Annotated in this window: 19 protein-coding genes; 2 read left to right on the top strand and 17 right to left on the bottom strand. The window is 32.9% G+C overall.

The window, feature by feature from the left end:
- Positions 1–48 precede the first annotated feature (48 nt).
- Complete coding sequence (hypB, locus tag BD821_RS07540; protein WP_104409954.1) at positions 49–711, bottom strand: hydrogenase nickel incorporation protein HypB; 663 nt, start codon at positions 709–711, stop codon at positions 49–51.
- Positions 712–842: 131 nt separating this feature from the next.
- Here hypB (BD821_RS07540) and BD821_RS07535 point away from each other — a divergent pair, with 131 nt between their 5' ends.
- Positions 843–1262, top strand: a complete 420-nt coding sequence (locus tag BD821_RS07535) for a DUF3842 family protein (RefSeq protein ID WP_104409953.1) — start codon at positions 843–845, stop codon at positions 1260–1262.
- A gap of 23 nt (positions 1263–1285) precedes the next feature.
- On the opposite strand, the gene BD821_RS07530 is transcribed toward BD821_RS07535, so the two are convergent.
- From BD821_RS07530 to hypB (BD821_RS07520), 3 genes are all read right to left on the bottom strand, one after another.
- The gene (locus BD821_RS07530; protein ID WP_104409952.1) at positions 1286–1627 is read right to left on the bottom strand and encodes a hydrogenase maturation nickel metallochaperone HypA/HybF; all 342 of its coding nucleotides are present in this window, start codon (positions 1625–1627) and stop codon (positions 1286–1288) included.
- A 78-nt stretch (positions 1628–1705) separates the two neighbouring features.
- Positions 1706–4393 carry an FAD-dependent oxidoreductase gene (locus BD821_RS07525; RefSeq protein WP_104409951.1) on the bottom strand — a complete coding sequence of 896 codons (2688 nt, stop codon included), beginning with the start codon at positions 4391–4393 and terminating at the stop codon, positions 1706–1708.
- Positions 4394–4432: 39 nt separating this feature from the next.
- Positions 4433–5101 (bottom strand): hydrogenase nickel incorporation protein HypB, encoded by a 669-nt coding sequence (hypB, locus tag BD821_RS07520; protein WP_104409950.1) that lies wholly within the window; start codon positions 5099–5101, stop codon positions 4433–4435.
- Positions 5102–5393: 292 nt separating this feature from the next.
- On the opposite strand from hypB (BD821_RS07520), the gene BD821_RS07515 reads away from it, so the two are divergent.
- The gene (locus tag BD821_RS07515; protein WP_104409949.1) at positions 5394–6206 is read left to right on the top strand and encodes a biotin--[acetyl-CoA-carboxylase] ligase; all 813 of its coding nucleotides are present in this window, start codon (positions 5394–5396) and stop codon (positions 6204–6206) included.
- 2 nt (positions 6207–6208) lie between these two features.
- Here the strand turns inward: BD821_RS07515 and BD821_RS07510 are convergent, their stop codons facing one another.
- The 13 genes from BD821_RS07510 to BD821_RS07450 form a co-directional block, all read right to left on the bottom strand.
- Positions 6209–7165: an acetyl-CoA carboxylase carboxyltransferase subunit alpha gene (locus BD821_RS07510; protein WP_104409948.1), complete on the bottom strand. Its 957-nt coding sequence runs from the start codon at positions 7163–7165 to the stop codon at positions 6209–6211.
- 92 nt (positions 7166–7257) lie between these two features.
- Positions 7258–8136, bottom strand: a complete 879-nt coding sequence (gene accD / locus BD821_RS07505) for an acetyl-CoA carboxylase, carboxyltransferase subunit beta (RefSeq protein WP_104409947.1) — start codon at positions 8134–8136, stop codon at positions 7258–7260.
- A gap of 14 nt (positions 8137–8150) precedes the next feature.
- A complete protein-coding gene (locus tag BD821_RS07500) occupies positions 8151–9500 on the bottom strand; it encodes an acetyl-CoA carboxylase biotin carboxylase subunit (RefSeq protein WP_104409946.1) in 1350 nt (449 codons plus the stop codon).
- A 28-nt stretch (positions 9501–9528) separates the two neighbouring features.
- A complete protein-coding gene (fabZ, locus tag BD821_RS07495) occupies positions 9529–9951 on the bottom strand; it encodes a 3-hydroxyacyl-ACP dehydratase FabZ (RefSeq protein ID WP_104409945.1) in 423 nt (140 codons plus the stop codon).
- A gap of 85 nt (positions 9952–10036) precedes the next feature.
- Entirely contained in the window at positions 10037–10528 is a 492-nt protein-coding gene (gene accB, locus BD821_RS07490; RefSeq protein ID WP_104409944.1) for an acetyl-CoA carboxylase biotin carboxyl carrier protein, read from the bottom strand.
- A gap of 5 nt (positions 10529–10533) precedes the next feature.
- Positions 10534–11772 (bottom strand): beta-ketoacyl-ACP synthase II, encoded by a 1239-nt coding sequence (fabF, locus tag BD821_RS07485; RefSeq protein WP_104409943.1) that lies wholly within the window; start codon positions 11770–11772, stop codon positions 10534–10536.
- A gap of 65 nt (positions 11773–11837) precedes the next feature.
- Positions 11838–12578: a 3-oxoacyl-[acyl-carrier-protein] reductase gene (gene fabG, locus BD821_RS07480; RefSeq protein ID WP_104409942.1), complete on the bottom strand. Its 741-nt coding sequence runs from the start codon at positions 12576–12578 to the stop codon at positions 11838–11840.
- A gap of 19 nt (positions 12579–12597) precedes the next feature.
- Positions 12598–13530, bottom strand: a complete 933-nt coding sequence (gene fabD / locus BD821_RS07475) for an ACP S-malonyltransferase (protein WP_104409941.1) — start codon at positions 13528–13530, stop codon at positions 12598–12600.
- 18 nt (positions 13531–13548) lie between these two features.
- On the bottom strand, positions 13549–14481 hold the full coding sequence (gene fabK, locus BD821_RS07470; RefSeq protein WP_104409940.1) for an enoyl-[acyl-carrier-protein] reductase FabK: 933 nt from the start codon (positions 14479–14481) through the stop codon (positions 13549–13551).
- Positions 14482–14491: 10 nt separating this feature from the next.
- Positions 14492–14719, bottom strand: coding sequence for an acyl carrier protein (gene acpP / locus BD821_RS07465; protein ID WP_104409939.1), 228 nt, complete (start codon positions 14717–14719; stop codon positions 14492–14494).
- A 33-nt stretch (positions 14720–14752) separates the two neighbouring features.
- On the bottom strand, positions 14753–15727 hold the full coding sequence (locus tag BD821_RS07460) for a beta-ketoacyl-ACP synthase III (protein ID WP_104409938.1): 975 nt from the start codon (positions 15725–15727) through the stop codon (positions 14753–14755).
- 4 nt (positions 15728–15731) lie between these two features.
- Complete coding sequence (locus BD821_RS07455; RefSeq protein ID WP_029452918.1) at positions 15732–16199, bottom strand: MarR family winged helix-turn-helix transcriptional regulator; 468 nt, start codon at positions 16197–16199, stop codon at positions 15732–15734.
- A 76-nt stretch (positions 16200–16275) separates the two neighbouring features.
- Positions 16276–17352, bottom strand: a complete 1077-nt coding sequence (locus BD821_RS07450) for an NAD(P)H-dependent flavin oxidoreductase (protein ID WP_104409937.1) — start codon at positions 17350–17352, stop codon at positions 16276–16278.
- Positions 17353–17470: the final 118 nt, after the last annotated feature.

The raw sequence follows: 17470 nt of genomic DNA, 5'->3' as shown, positions 1-17470 counted from the left end.
TTAAATCATATTGGTATTTCTGTCAAATAAACTCACCTTATAGTTCATCTAATGTTTATTTTTCTTAAGATTAATTGTTCTTTTCATATACTTAACTAAGTCTTCTATTCCTTCACCTGTCCTTGTAGATACTCTGAATACTTCGGCACTTGGATTATAACTATTAGTAACAATTTCTACCTTATTATCATCAAATTCAAAGTGTTCAATCATGTCATACTTACCTATTATTATTGCATCAGTTATGGTAAACATCAAAGGATATTTTTCTGGCTTATCGTCTCCTTCTGGAACACTTAAAATAGCCATTTTTAAATCTTCACCTACATCAAATTCTGCAGGGCAAACTAAGTTCCCCACATTTTCAATGAAAATAAGATCTATTTCATCTAAATTAAAATACTGGATAATGTTTTTAATTGACAAAGCTTCAATATGACAATCACCCTCAATATTGAGCTGAACCACTGGAATTCCTAATGCATCAATCTTTTCAGCATCAATTTGTCCTGCTATGTCCCCTTCAATAACACCTATGTTATACTCATCTTTTAGTTCATTAATTAATTTAATTATTAGACTAGTTTTCCCAGCTCCCGGTGAGCCCATTATATTTATCATATACACCCTTTTTTTATTTAATAATTCTTTAATTTCATCACTACAATCTTCATTTCCATCTAACCCTTGTGTCACTCTCTTTATTTTCATTATTACACACTCCAATAAATTATTCTATTGTACTTTATTGTATTTTGCATTTATAATTACATTATACAAAATATTAGTACAATTAACCATTCATTACTTTTTAATATTATTACTTGGAGGCTTTGCTTATTATGAAAATCGCAGTTATTGATGCTCAAGGGGCAGGACTAGGACAAACAGTTATCAAAAGGATCCGTAAAGAAATTCCAAAAGAAATCTACATAATTGGTTTAGGTACTAACACTATTGCTACATCTAACATGGTTAGAGCTGGAGCTAACGTTGGTATTACTGGTGAAAAGGCCATATGTTCTTTTTGTGATAGACAAAATATAGACTGTATCATAGGACCCATTGGAGTTATATGCAATGGTGGCGTTAATAGTGAAATATCTGCATCCATAACACAATCTATTTTTAAAATGGATTGTATTAAATATATCATTCCACTACGAAAACATAATATTTTTATTCCTGGCACAAGAAATCTTGAAATAAAGGAAATTATTAATGAAATTATTATAGATATCAAAGAAACTTTAATAATTTAAGGACTGCTTTATATTTACATTATTTAGTAAGCAATTATTTCCTTTATCATAAACTCTTTTCCACTTAATAAATCCCAGTATCCACCTTCACAATTTGGACATTTGCTATTATTTTCAAGCAAATTAAATACTTTATTGCAACTTTTGCAAATACAATTTCCTGGCAATATCTCAATTCTCAATTTCGTATCTTGAAGTAACGTTCCATCTACTGCCGCTGGGTAGCACGCTTCTATATATCTTGGAATCATTGAGGAAAGCTCTCCAATTTGTAGCACTAATGTATCAATTTTTGTGAGTCTATTTGTTTTTGCGATATCTTCAACCTTCTTTACAACTTCAATTAAAACTCCTACTTCATGCAATGAAATCACCTCTATACTTTTAAATTTAAAGACTATAGGGAACTTAACGTCCCCTTTTGTCTTTTATTTTATTCTATCTTAAGAAAAGATACCATTTACAAACCTATTAACCTTTTTAACTGTAATTCTACCTTTACGCTTAATCATAGTTTTAAGAACTATAGGTTTAAGCTTTTCAAGTGGTACACTTTCAGCGTCATACTTTTTCACAAGTGAAATTGCATCAAACTTACATCTAGTTGTACACGCCCCACAGCCTACACACATGTATTCATCTACAGTTGTAGCACCACAGCCAAGGCAACGCTTTGTCTCAAGCTCAATTTGTTCTTGTGTAAATGTGTTACGTAAATCTTTAAAAGATTCTTTAGACTTAGCGCCATCTACATGATCTACCTTTTGTCTTGGAATATTGTCATATCCTTCAAGATTCAAGGTTTCTTTATCAAAGGCATGATATTCTCTTCTATCACGTCCGTTGACTAAACTTTGTCCCTTTTGAACATAACGATGTATTGAAATTGCGCCTTCTTTACCTAAGGCAATAGCATCAATAGCAAACTTAGGTCCTGTCATTGCATCTCCACCAGCAAATACATCCATTTCCCCTGTTTGAAGAGTGAATGAATCCACTTTTATTGTTTTATTTGCATTAAGTTCTATCTTGCTTTCTTCTAACAAGTTTGACCAATCTATTCCTTGACCTACTGAAATTAAGATATTATTAGTCTTTATAATCTTAATTTCATTTTCGTCAAACACAGGACTAAATCTTCCATCTTTGTCGAAAACTGAGATACATTTTTTAAACTCTATACCTGTAACTCTACCATCTTCTTGAAGGATTCTTTTCGGTCCCCAAGAATTATTGATTACAATATCTTCTGATACCGCTTCTTCAATTTCTTCTTCAAGAGCTGGCATTTCTTTTAGGCTTTCTAAACAATACATGTCAACTTTTGAAGATCCAACCCTTGTAGCAGTTCTTGCAACATCTATTGCAACATTACCTCCACCAATTACAACAACATCACCTTCAAGCTTTATTTCATTACCTAAGTTTACCTCTCGAAGAAAGTCAACTCCGGTAATAACCCCTTTTGCGTCCTCACCTTCTATACCAAGATTCCTACCTGTTTGAGCACCAATTGCAAGATAAAATGCTTCATAGCCTTGATTTCTTAAATCTTTAAGGCTTACATCTTTACCTACTTCAACACCCATTTTAAATTCTATGCCTAATTCTTTTAAAATATCTATTTCTGCATTTACTACTTCTTTTTCCAGCCTATAAGATGGTATTCCAAGTGTAAGCATGCCTCCAAGAGCCTTTTGTTTTTCAAATACAGTTACCTTGTAACCGTCAATTGCTAAATAGTAAGCACAAGAAAGACCTGAAGGTCCAGAACCAATAATGGCAATTTTCTTCCCATATTCATGTCTCAATTTTGGTATATAGCGATTCTCCATATTTAAATCCTGCTCTGCAATAAACTTTTTGATTTCATCTACAGCAACTGGATCGTCAATATCCCCTCTTGTACATTCAGTTTCACATTTTCTTGGACATATACGTCCACATACTGCTGGGAATGGATTTTCATGTTTGATAAGTTCAAGAGCTTCTTTATACCTTCCCTGAGATGCTAGCTTAATGTATCCTTGAACAGAAATATGCGCTGGACAATTTGTTTTACAAGGACTTGTTCCAGTGTCCATCACATTTTCTCTATTAATACGATAGTCTTCATTCCACTTATCTGGTCCCCATTCCGTATTAGATGGGAGATCCTCTCTCTCTTTTTTAATTATTGGGGTTTTAGAACATAATTTCTGACCTAATTTCAATGCATTTACAGGACAGACTTCAACACATTCTCCACAGGCAACGCACTTTTCTTGATCCACCCTAGAAATATAATTTGAACGCACCATATCATTATTAATGAACATACCTGCAATTCTTAGTGCAAAACATGAGCACCCACAACAGTTACAAATAGCATGAGTTTTTCCTGGACCGTCTGTATTTGGTATACTGTGCATTAAGCCATTTTCTTCAGCTTTTTTAATAATTTCAAAAGCCTCTTCACGAGTAATCTCTCGTCCTCTACCTGTACGAATATAGTATTCAGCAGCATGTCCCATCTGAATACACATATCTTCCTTTAAATGACCGCACCCTTCTCCCATGGCTTCTCTTGATGTACGGCAGGAGCAATCCGAAACTGAGAAAATAGTATTTTCATTAAGATATTTTGAAACCTCTTCATAGGATGCTCTTCTCGTTTCCCCTTCTATTGATGTCTCAATTGGTATAACTCGCATAGGTCCTACACCTACAGGAAACATTCCCGCTGCCATAGGTCCTTTTTTTCTTCCATATTCCTCAAAAGCCCAAGCAATTTGAGGATACTTTTTTACATTTTCCTTATTATTAACCATCATCTCCATATGTCCTGGAACCCAAATATCATGCCAGTACTTGTCAACTCCATCAATTTTCCCTACAAATGCTACACCGTCAACAGCTAACTTCCATAAAAGTTTCTCGGTTTCCTCTAAAGATTTACCACACTCTAATGCAATTTCTTTAGCACTCTTTGGTTTACGTAGTTCAAGGCAAAGTGCTGTTTCTGCCATTTCTTCTGTAACAACAGGTTCTAAAATTTTGTATTCTGGATGTTCAGGCTTAATTTCTGATTTTGTACCACGTTTTACCCTACTAATCTTATTTGCAAGATCTAGTACCTTTTCATTAACCATATCTTTTACCCCCAATTTTTTAGTTTTGCAATGGTTATATTATTCATTCCAATTTTTAACTTCAGTACGTAGCCATTGAGCCCACTCTTCAATACCTTCACCAGTTCTAGCTGAAATTGGTATAATCTTAATGTTTGGGTTTAATTTTTTGACACGCTCTTTTACGGCTTCTAAATCAAAATCAAAATAATCAATGGCGTCAATCTTGTTAATTAATAAAACATCAACAATAGAAAACATTAAAGGATATTTTAAAGGCTTGTCATCTCCCTCTGGAATGCTCAGAATCATAGCATTTTTTGATGCACCTGTGTCAAATTCTGCTGGACACACTAGGTTTCCTACATTTTCTAATATAGCGCAATCAATGTCTTTTGTACCTAGCCCTAATAGACCTTGTTTAGTCATATCTGCATCAAGATGACACATGCCTCCTGTATGCAATTGAATTACTTTTGTACCCGTCTTTGCAACTGCATGAGCATCTACATCTGAGTCAATATCTGCTTCTAAAATTCCAATGCGCATTTCATCTTTTAATACTTCAATTGTTCTCACAAGGGTTGTGGTTTTGCCTGAACCTGGTGATGACATTAAATTAAGCAAGAATGTCTTATCTCTTTTTAAGTCTTCCCTAAGCAAATCTGCTTGTTTGTCATTGTTTTCGAAAACGCTTTCTTTGATTTTAAGAATTTTAAATTCATCCATGTCTTCTCCCCCTAATTTTCATAAAATTTCTACTAATATACGGTTATACTTTGTAGTATTCCTCCAACTTCACTATAAAATTGTACTACTCAGTATATGTAATACCAAATTATAACATGATCTATGATTTTATACCATATTTTAAACGAAAATTACCCCAATTACAAATATTCTTTAAATTAAATAAAATACTGAAAGTTCTAATACTAATTATTTGTTTTCTGTTATAATTATTCATATGTCAGCCCTAATAAATATACAACACAAAATAACAATTATAAGGTGGTAAATTATGAAGGAAGAAACATTAAGTTATGAGGATTTTAAATCAGATCTATCTTCAAAATACATAGGTAGGAATGTTTACTACTTTGATTCTATAGATTCTACTAATACTAAAGCAAAAAAGCTTGCTTCTAAGGGTGTGTCAGAAGGGACTGTTGTCATTAGTGAAGAGCAAACTGCTGGGCGTGGAAGGCTTGGTAGGAGTTGGATTTCTCCTAAACATAAGGGATTATGGATGTCCATTATTTTAAGACCAAATATAGATCCTATAAATGCTGTTAAAATCACTCAGATAGTAGCTGCTGCAATTCATAGGTCAATAAATAAATTAGGTATAAAGTCTTTAATAAAATGGCCTAATGATATAGTTTTAAACAATAAAAAGGTTTGTGGCATACTTACAGAAATGAGCGCTGAGCTAAATAGAATAAGTTATTTAGTAATAGGTATTGGTATAAATGTAAATCTAGATGAAGATGAAATTCCTAATGATATTAGATCTATTGCAACATCACTTAAAATAGAAAGTAAAAATGCTATAGATAGAAAAGGACTTTTGTGTAGTATTTTGGATAACTTTGAGATACTTTATGATGAGTTTTTAGAGGATTGTAATATGGACACAACTCTTAATATATGTAGGGAAAATTCCGCTATTTTAGGGAAGGAAATTCAAGTTATAAAAAAAGACTCTTGCCTTTGTGCAAAAGCCATTGATATTACTAATGATGGACGGTTACTCGTTGAATATAAAGATGGCTCTAAAGAATATTTGATATCTGAGGAGGTTTCAGTGCGAGGGCTTATGGGTTACATTTAATTTTAATCAACTACTTTATTTGTTCCCATATTTCTAAACTTCTCATATCTTTCCTGAACTAAATTACTTATATCTTTATTTTTTAATTTTAAAATAGATTTTATTATGTTATCTTTTAGTCTTTGGGACATTTTATCTATATCTTTATGAGCTCCACCTAGGGGCTCTTTTATTATTTTGTCTATTATTCCAAAACCTTTTAGATCTTCAGCAGTTATTTTCATGACCTCTGCTGCCTCTCTCGCACGGGAAGGGTCTTTCCATAAGATGCTGGCAAATCCTTCTGGAGATAATATTGAATATATTGAATGTTGAAGCATCCACACCTCATCGGCAACTGCCATAGCAAGTGCTCCTCCACTTCCTCCTTCACCTATAATTATTGATATTATTGGAGTTTTAAGTTCAGCCATATTTATAAGGTTTTTTGCAATTGCTTCTCCTTGCCCTCTCTCTTCTGCACCTATACCACAAAAGGCTCCTTTAGTATCTACAAAACATATTACTGGACGCTTAAACTTTTCAGCTTGTTTCATAAGTCTTAAAGCTTTCCTATACCCTTCAGGGCTCGGCATACCAAAATTTCTTTTTATGTTTTCCTTTGTATTTCTTCCTTTTTGCTGTGAGATTACTGTTACAGGAATTCCATTTAATTTTGCTATTCCACCTACAATTGCATTATCATCTCCAAAGTTTCTATCACCGTGGAACTCAATAAATCCCTCAAAGATTCTTTCTATATAATCTAATGCTGTAGGTCTTTCTACCATTCTAGAAATAGTAGTTTTTTCCCAGGGTGATAAATTTTCATATAAATTAACTTTCATTTTATTTAACTTCTTTTCCATTTCACAAATTTGCATTGATAAATCTATATTTCCTTTAATAGAACTTTGCTTTAGCTCTTCAATAGCATATTCTAATTTTTTAATCCTTGTTTCTGCATCTAAGCTAGCCATAAAATTCACCTTCTCCTATTACTATTATATTTTCTACATAAACCTACCACCATATAATGCCTATATTTATATAATCAATTCTTTACCACTTTTTACTCTCCATCTGAATGTAATTTTATAATTCTACCTAAGGTTTCTTTTAATTCATCTCTTTTTACAATTTTATCTACAAATCCATGATGTAATAAAAACTCTGCCTTTTGAAATTCTTTTGGTAATTCTTGTTTTATAGTTTGTTCTATAACTCTTCTTCCTGCAAATCCTACTAAGGCATTAGGTTCTGCTAAAATAATATCTCCAAGCATTGCAAAACTTGCTGTAACCCCCCCAGTAGTTGGATCTGTAAGTATGGTAATATATAAAAGTCCTGCTTCATTGTGCCTTCCTAAAGCTGCACTGGTTTTTGCCATTTGCATAAGTGAAAATATTCCTTCTTGCATCCTTGCTCCACCTGAAGCTGTAAAAATAACCATTGGAAGTTTATTCAAAGTTGCATATTCTACAGCTCTAGTTATTTTTTCCCCTACAACTGTACCCATACTACCCATAATAAAATTACTATCCATTACAGCAATTACTGTATCTTCATTTTGTATTTTACCTTTTCCTGTTACTACTGCTTCATTATTACCTGTTTTTTGTTCCATTTTAAATATTTTTTCTTCATATTTAGGATAATCAAGAGGATTCGAGGCCTTCATATCTTTATCAAATTCTTCAAAGGTTCCTTTATCTATCGTTAATTCTATTCTTTCTTTAGGTGTCATTCTAAAATGATAACCGCAATAAATACATATCTTATTTTTCTTTTCAACGTCCTTTTTATAAAGTACTTTACCGCAACCTTCACATTTAACCCACATGCCTTCTGGAATATTAGAAGTATTTTCTAACTGTTGCGCCTTATCTTTACTATTCTCTAAATTTAGGTTACTTACAGTTATATATTTCCTCTTCTTAAATAAATTCATTTAATTCACCCTCATTATTTCCTATTTAAAATTTCTTTTTCTATAAAACTTGTATCAAATTTACCTTTTTCAAAGTTTTTATTGTTTAATATTTTAAGTTGGAAATCTATATTAGTATCTACCCCTCCTATTACAAATTCTTCCAAGGCTCTTTTCATTTTACTTATAGCTTCTAATCTATCTTTTCCGTGAACAATAAGTTTAGCTATCATGGAATCATAATTTGGAGGAATGGTATAGCCTTCATATACTGCACTATCAATTCTTACTCCATTTCCCCCTGGTACATATAACCGCTCTATCTTTCCTGGAGATGGCATAAAACCTTTGTCTGGATTTTCTGCATTTATTCTGCATTCTATGGAATGACCTTGTATTTTTATGTGACTTTGATCATAACTTAACTTTTCTCCACTAGCTATACTTAGTTGTTCTTTCAATATATCAATACCTGTAACCATTTCTGTAACTGGATGCTCCACTTGTATCCTTGTATTCATTTCCATAAAATAAAACTCACCATGTTTATCTAACAAAAACTCTATTGTTCCTGCATTTTTATAATTAACGGCTCTAGCTGCTTTTACTGCTACCTCACCCATTTGTTTTCTAAGACTATCTGTAATTATAGCTGAAGGAGCTTCTTCTACAACCTTCTGATTCTTTCTTTGTACTGAGCAATCTCGCTCCCCTAAGTGCAATATGGTCCCAAAGTTATCTCCTAATATTTGAAATTCTATATGTTTAGGATTTTCTATGAGCTTTTCTATATATAAGCTGTCATCTCCAAAGGCTGCCTTTGATTCTGTCTTTGCTGTTTCATATGCATTCTTTAATTCTTCTTCTTTTCTTACTATTCGTATTCCTCTTCCACCACCACCAGAAGATGCTTTTATCATTACCGGATAGCCTATTTTTCTTGCTTCTTTTAGGGCATCTTCTACTGTCTCTACTACGCCTTCGGTGCCTGGTATTACAGGTATCCCTGCATTTATCATAATTTCTCTTGCTCTAGATTTATTACCTGCCTCTTCTATAGTTTCAGGATCTGGACCTATAAATTTAATATTACAATCTGTACACATATGTGCAAATGTACTATTTTCAGATAAAAAACCAAAGCCTGGATGAATGGCCTGAACTCCTTTAAGTACCGCTGCACTTAATATATTTTGCATATTTAAATAACTATTCTTTGCTTTAGCAGATCCTATGCAAACTGATTCATCTGCTAATTGGGTATGAATCGCATCTTTATCTATATCGGAATAAACAGCAACTGTTCTTATTCCCATTTCCCTGCAAGCTCTTATAATTCTTACTGCAATTTCTCCACGATTAGCTATTAATATTTTATTAAACATTTAATCACCTCTTAAATGAAAACTTAGATTATCCAATCATAAACATAAGTTCAGCTTCTACTGCCTTTTTACCTTCAACATATGCAACTCCTTTTCCAACACCTGCTGAACCTTTTAATTTTGTAATTTCCACTTCTAATTTTAATGTGTCTCCTGGTACTACCTTTTTTCTAAATTTAGCTTTATTTATTCCTGCAAAATATGCTATTTTACCTTTAAATTCCTCCATTGAAAGAATGGCCACAGCTCCTGCTTGAGCTAATGCTTCTATCATAAGTACTCCCGGCATTACTGGTTCTACTGGGAAATGCCCTTGGAAAAATTGTTCATTTATAGTTACATTTTTTATAGCCACTACTCTTTTACCAGGTTCTAGCTCCTCTACTCTATCCAAAAGTAACATTGGGTATCTATGAGGAATTATTTCTTGAATTTCCTTTATATCTAACATTTTTCTCTCCTTACTATTAATTTTGAGGTTCCCTTTTTAATGAACCTTATGCTAAAACACTGCTTACTTTTAAATAAAATACAGCTTATGCATTAATACATAAACTGTATTTTATTTTAATCAAAGGCTCACCGTATTCTACCATTTCACCGTCTTTTGCAAGTATTTCTACTACTTCACCTTCAAATTCACTTTCAATTTCATTCATAAGTTTCATAGCTTCTACTATGCAAAGTACCTCTCCCTTTTTCACCTTATGGCCAATCTTAACAAAGGGATCTTGCTTTGGACCAGAGGATTTATAAAATGTTCCTACAATGGGCGATTTAACTACATTATAATTTTCTTCAATAGCTGCCTTTGTTTTATCTTCTCTTTTATCCTCTTCTTTAAAGTTTTGAATTTCTATTTTCTTTATATCTTCTTTTAATGCTTCTAAGTGTGGCTTTTCTTTAACCACTACTTTTTCACATTCTTTTTTCATATTTATCTGTGTTCCATCACACTTAAATTCAAAACTAGTTAAGCTAGATTCACTTACTGCCTTTATAAGCTCTTGTATTTTAGAAAAATCCATGTTAATTACCTCCCACTCCATTTCTTAAATAGAAGCACTGCATTATGTCCTCCAAATCCTAGTGAATTAGAAAGTACATACTCTAATTCTTTCTCTCTACCCTTATTCGGTACATAATCTAAATCACATTCTTCATCAGGTGTTGTATAGCCTATGGTCGCTGGTACAAAACTGTCTTCTATAGCTTTTACACAAATTATTGCTTCTATAGCTCCTGCTGCACCTAATAAATGTCCTGTCATTGATTTAGTTGAACTTACAGGTATTTCATAAGCTTTTTCTCCAAAAACCGATTTTATAGCTGCTGTTTCAAATTTATCATTATATGGTGTACTTGTTCCATGTGCATTTATGTATGATACCTTCTCTGCTTTTATATTTCCTTCTTTTAATGCCATCTTTATAGCTCTAGCTGCACCTTCTCCGTTTGGTGCTGGAGATGTTATATGATAGGCATCACAAGTAGTACCATAGCCTACTACTTCTGCATATATTTTCGCTCCTCTTTTTTCTGCACTTTCAAGACTTTCAAGTACAACCATACCAGCTCCTTCTCCCATTACAAATCCATCCCTATTTTTATCAAAGGGAATAGATGCCTTATTTTTATCTTGGTTTTTTGTTAAAGCTGTAAGTGATATAAATCCTGCCACTGATAATGGTGTTATAGCCGCCTCCGTTCCCCCTGCTATTATAATATCTGCCATACCTAACTTAATACTATGGAAGGCTTCACCTATAGCATTAGTCCCTGACGCACAGGCTGTTACTACTGTATTACAGACAGCCTTTGCTCCATATTCAATAGCTATATTTCCAGCTGCCATATTACTTATAATCATAGGGATTAACATTGGAGATACTCTACTCGGTCCCTTGTTTAATAGTCTTTCCTCTTGAGTTTCTATAGTACTCATACCACCTATACCACATCCAACTATAACCCCTAATTTTTCTTTGTCTATGTTTTGTAAATTCAACTTTGAATCTTCTACTGCTTCTTTTGAGGCTACCATTGCTAACTGGCAAAACCTATCCATTCTTTTTACTTGTTTTGCATCTATATAATCTTCAGGCTTAAAATTTTTAACTTCTCCTGCTAACTTAACTTTAAAATCTGAAGTATCAAAAGTTTTTATAAAATCTATTCCACATTGGCCTCTTTTTATTGAAGCCCAAAAATCTTTAACATTGTTTCCTATAGGTGTTATTGCACCCATACCAGTTATAACTACTCTCTTCATATACTTCACCTTCTCTTTATATGCTTTAAATTATTATTTTTATACTACACAAAATCCCTTTAAAATTACATAACCATTCCACCATCCACATTTATTACCTGTCCTGTTATGTAACTTGCCATATCTGAAGCTAAAAAGCTTACTACATTAGCCACTTCTTCAGCCTTGCCTTGTCTTTTAAACGGAATTCCTTCTTCCATGACCCTTTTAATCTTATCTGATAAAATAGCTGTCATATCAGTTTCTATAAATCCCGGTGCTACTGCGTTTACATTAACACCCCTGCAAGCTAACTCTCTTGCAACCGACTTAGTAATTCCTATTATCCCAGCTTTAGATGCTGCATAGTTAGATTGACCTGCATTTCCTACTATTCCAACTACAGATGCTATGTTTATTATTTTTCCACTTCTTTGTTTCATCATAACTAAACTGGCATGCCTTATACAATTAAAGGCGCCCTTCAAATTCACAGCTATTACATTATCAAAATCTTCTTCTTTCATTCTCATAATTAAACCATCTCTAGTAATTCCCGCATTGTTAACTAAGATATCTAGAGATCCAAAACTTTCAGTAGCAGCTTTTATTATATTTTCTGCCTGTTTAAAATCACTTACATCCCCTTTTATTGCTACTACCCTTACCCCCTTTGCTTCTATTTCTTTAATTACTTCCTGCATTGCTTCTACATCATTTCTATAATTTAGAACTATATTTACTCCTTGCGACGCAAGATTAAGGGCTATTGCTCTTCCTATACCTCTGCTTGCCCCTGTAACTATAGCTGTTTTTCTTTTAAGCATACCCTTCCTCCTCACCTTATTAAGATTTAAAATACTCTATAGCCTTTTCTAAAGACTTTATATCCTCAACATTTATTATATTTACTTTTCTATCTACTCTTTTTACAAATCCACTAAGTGCCTTGCCAGGCCCTATTTCTACAAAAGTATCTACTCCATTTTTAACCATGGTTTTTATAGTATCTTCCCATCTAACAGAACTTCTTACCTGCTTTATCAAAAATTCTTTTATATCTTCTTTTTTATTTATATATGACCCTGTTACATTTGTTACCACAGGAATGTTCATAGTATTAACTTTAACGCCTTGAAGCTCTTTTGATAATTTTTCTGAAGCTTCCTTTAACATAGATGTATGAAAAGGTCCACTAACCTTAAGTGGAATAACCCTTTTAGCTCCTTTTTCTATGGCCATTTCAGATGCCCTTTTTACGGTTTCTACTTCTCCAGCAATTACAATTTGTCCTGGAGAGTTATAATTTGCCACTTCAACTATTCCAAAGCTACTACAATCTACACATATTTGTCTTAATATTTCACCTTCTAGCCCTAAAATAGCAGCCATAGTTCCTAATCCTTTTGGTACAGCTTCCTCCATGTATGTTCCTCTTTTTTTTGCAAGCTTTACTGCATCCTCAAAATTTAAACTTCCACTACATACATGAGCTGAATATTCTCCAAGACTTAATCCTGCAACCTCATCAGCCTTTATTTCAAATTGCTCTAAAACTTTTAGTATAGCTATACTCGTAGTAAGTATTGCAGGTTGTGTATATTTAGTTTGGTTAAGACTTTCTATGGGTCCTTCAAAGCACAAATTGCTTATATTAAAATTTAATGCCAAATCAGCTTTAGTATATACTTCCCTTGCAATGTTATACTTTTCGTATAGTTCTTTTCCCATACCTACATATTGTGCCCCTTGACCTGCAAAAAGAAATGCTACTTTCATAAAAGATACCTCCAAGCTTTATTTAAATCTATTTATTGTCTCTTCTGCCTTTGAAAACATCTCTTCTATTATTTCCCTGCAGCTTTGCTCTTTATCTATAAGTCCTGCTATTTGTCCTGCCATTACAGAACCATAATCTACATCTCCCTCTTTTGCTGCTTTTGGAAGGGCTCCTTTGCCAAGCTCCTCATATTTTTCAATGGGTACACATTCTTTTTCTAAAAGTTTAAACTGTCTTGTAAGTTTATTTTTTAATACTCTTACAGGGTGTCCTGTCGCTCTACCACTAACAACTGTATCTATATCTTTTGCACTTATTATTTTATTTTTATAATTTTGATGTACTGTACACTCCTTTGCAACTAAGAATCTAGTGCCTACTTGTATTCCTTCTGCTCCAAGCATAAATGCTGCTGCAACTCCTCTTCCATCACCAATACCCCCTGCACCTATTACGGGTATATCAACTGCATCTACTACTTGAGGTAATAGTGCCATAGTTGTAAGTTCGCCTACATGCCCACCTGCTTCATAACCTTCAGCTACAATGGCATCAGCTCCGCTTCTTTCCATTCTTTTTGCTAATGCTACAGATGCTACTACGGGTATAACTTTTATATCATGCTCTTTCCACATCTTCATATACTTCCCAGGATTACCTGCACCAGTAGTTACTACTTTAACTCCTTCTTCACAAACAACCTTAGCTAATTCTTCTGCATTATCACTTAAAAGCATTATATTTACTCCAAAAGGCCTATCTGTAAGACTTTTAACCTTTCTTATTTCATTTCTTATATAATCTACAGGCGCATTAGCTCCTGCTATTATTCCAAGTCCTCCTGCATTCGACACCGCCGCTGCTAAACTACTGTCAGCAATCCAAGCCATCCCGCCCTGTATTATAGGATATTCTATTCCAACTATATTACAAAATATAGACCTTAACATTTTGCTCCTCCTATTGTTCAATCTTTCTTTTAACATAACTCACAGCATCTTCTAGGGTTACTATATCTTCTGCATCTTCTATTTGTATATTGAACTGTTCTTCTAATTCCATTATTATTTGAAAAAGATCTAAAGAATCTGCACCTAAATCATTTTGAAATGACATATCAATTTTAATAGTATCCTCTTCTATTCCTAATTCCTCAGATGTAACTTTTCTTATTTTTTCAAAAATCATTATTAAGCCCTCCATTTTTTTATAAATTATTTTTTACCACTTAATTAAGGTTGATCCCCAGGTGAGTCCACCACCAAATCCTACAAGTATTATTTTGTCTCCTTTTTTAAGTAAACCATTTTTATTCATTTCATCTAATGCTATAGGTATACTTGCACTTGATGTATTTCCATATCTATCTAGATTTACGTAAAACTTTTCTATATCTACTTTTAGCTTTTTTGCTGCAAATTCTACAATTCGTAAATTTGCTTGATGTGGAATTATATATTTTATATCTTCTAATCTATTATTAGTATCTTTTAATATTTGCTCTATGCTTTTAGGGATAATTTTTACTGCAAACCTAAAGACTTCTTTACCATTCATAGATATAAAACTTTCTTCTTTCTTTTCCACTTTTGTATAAGGATTACTTAGTTGCACAGCAGTACAATTTAAAGATTCCTTCCCATTAATTCCGTCAGATCCTATATTATTATATAATATACCTTGCTTCTTTGAAGCTTTAAGAATAGCTGCGCCTGCACCATCTCCAAATAATACACAAGTATTACGGTCCTTAAAGTCCACTATTTTAGATAAAACCTCTGCCCCTATTATAAGTGCATTTTTCATCTGTCCAGCTTTTATGAATTGATAAGCGGTATTAAGTCCAAATATAAATCCTGAGCAAGCTGCCGAAATATCAAAGGCTACTGCATTAAAAGCACCTATACTTTCTTGTACCATACAAGCTGTAGAAGGTGTAAAGCTATCACCTGTAATAGTAGCTACAATAATTAATTCTATATCTTCTGCTTTCATATTGGCATCTTTCAGAGCATCTATTGCTGCTTTAGATGCTAATTCAGATGTATTTTCTCCTATGGATAATCGTCTTTCTTTTATTCCCGTTCTACTTGAAATCCACTCATCGCTAGTATCTACCCACCTTGATAAATCATCATTAGTTGTAATTCCCTTTGGGATATAACTTCCTGTACCTATTATCTTTACCTCACTCATATAGCTATTCCCTCTTTTTCCCGTTTTTCAAGTTATATTTTTCTCTAAAAAAGCTATTAAGATTTTCTAAGGATTTAACTAAGGTTTCCTCTTCTTCTTTTGTTAATCCTTCAATAGTTGCTTTAACCATATCTGAATGAAACTTTTCATGAATCCTATATGCTAATTTTCCTTTTTTAGTTAGCTGAACCATTACTAACCTTCTATCTTCTGCTGACTTTTTTCTTTCTACATATTCTTTTTTTACTAAATTGTTTATAGCTATAGTAAGTGTCCCTACAGTTATATCTAGCTCTTTTGCAACTTCAGTCATGGTTCTTGGTTCATACATTCCTATAGCATCTATAGTGTGTACTTCTGTAACTGAAATATCTTTAAACGCACCACTATTAATAGCATTTTGCTCTATGGTTAAAATATCATTAAAAGTTTCAACTAAAAGTTCATTAATTGTGCTTATTGATTTATTCATTATTCACCTCTCCATTTGCTTTGACACTCAAATACTTTGACTTTCAAAGCACTTGTTAAAATTTTATAAGATCTAATTATATATAATTAAGCTCTGCCTCTGTCAAAAGTTCACTAATTAAATCTTTTACTTTAACAATTTTATTTATTCTAGTACAATTTTCCCCTGTAAAAATAAGCCCCTTATCTATATTCCCCTTTACCGCTTCTATTAATGCATTAGATATACAATAAGGCGCAATTTTAGGATTGCAATGCTTTAAACATTTATAACATTTATTTATTGGTTGTTTACCCTCTTTAATAACTTTACAAGCAAACTCATTTTTTATAGCTCTTCCTGGCATTCCCACAGGGCTAACTACAATTTCTAAATCTTCTTTTTTTGCATTTACATAGGTGTTCTTATATCTTATATCTGCATCGCATTCTTCTGTAGCTACAAATCTAGTAGCCATCTGAACTCCTGCTGCTCCTAGTTTCATGAATCTTGCTATGTCTCTCCCATCAAAAATTCCGCCTGCTACAACCACAGGTATAATCTTATTATATTTAATTTCAAAAGGTTTTATAACCCTTATAACTTCTATTACTATATTTTCGAAGTCCTCCTCTTTTATTATTTTTAAATCCTCTAATGAAAATCCTAAATGTCCTCCTGCCTTTGGCCCCTCTACAACTATTAAATCCGGTATTCTATTATATCTTTTATCCCATAAACTGCATATAATATTAGCTGCCTTTGCAGAAGATACTATAGGTGCTATCTTGCAATTTGACCCTTCCACTATTTTAGGAAGCGATATAGGGAGTCCCGCTCCTGATATAATTAAATCTATACCACTTTCTATAGCTACCTTTACTAATTCATTATAATCATTCATTGCACATAAAAAGTTAACTCCTAATATACCTTTGGTACTTTCTCTTGCCTTTTTTATTTGTTTTTTCAATGCTCTAATATTTGCTTCTTTATTATTAGTTTCAAAGTCTGGTTCATCATATCCTATTTGTACACCAGATATAATACCAACGCCACCTTCGTTTGCTACTGCAGAAGCTAATTTTGATCTTGATACTCCAATTCCCATTCCACCTTGAATTATAGGCACTCTTGCTACTAAATCTCCAATTTTTAAAGGAGGTAATTTCATATTATCCTCTCCCATTTTATTTGGATAGTGTTAACACTATCGTTGTTTTATTTATTTCAATCCTTGCTATTGCAAGGGTTTGTTCTATTTTAAACCTAAAAAAACAATGACCCCCTCT

The organism is Clostridium algidicarnis DSM 15099, assembly GCF_002934235.1.
In the GTDB taxonomy this organism is placed as follows: Bacteria; Bacillota; Clostridia; order Clostridiales; family Clostridiaceae; genus Clostridium_L; species Clostridium_L algidicarnis.
The sequence above is the reverse complement of the archived record's forward strand: the minus strand, read 5'-3'. Positions and strand labels throughout refer to the sequence as shown.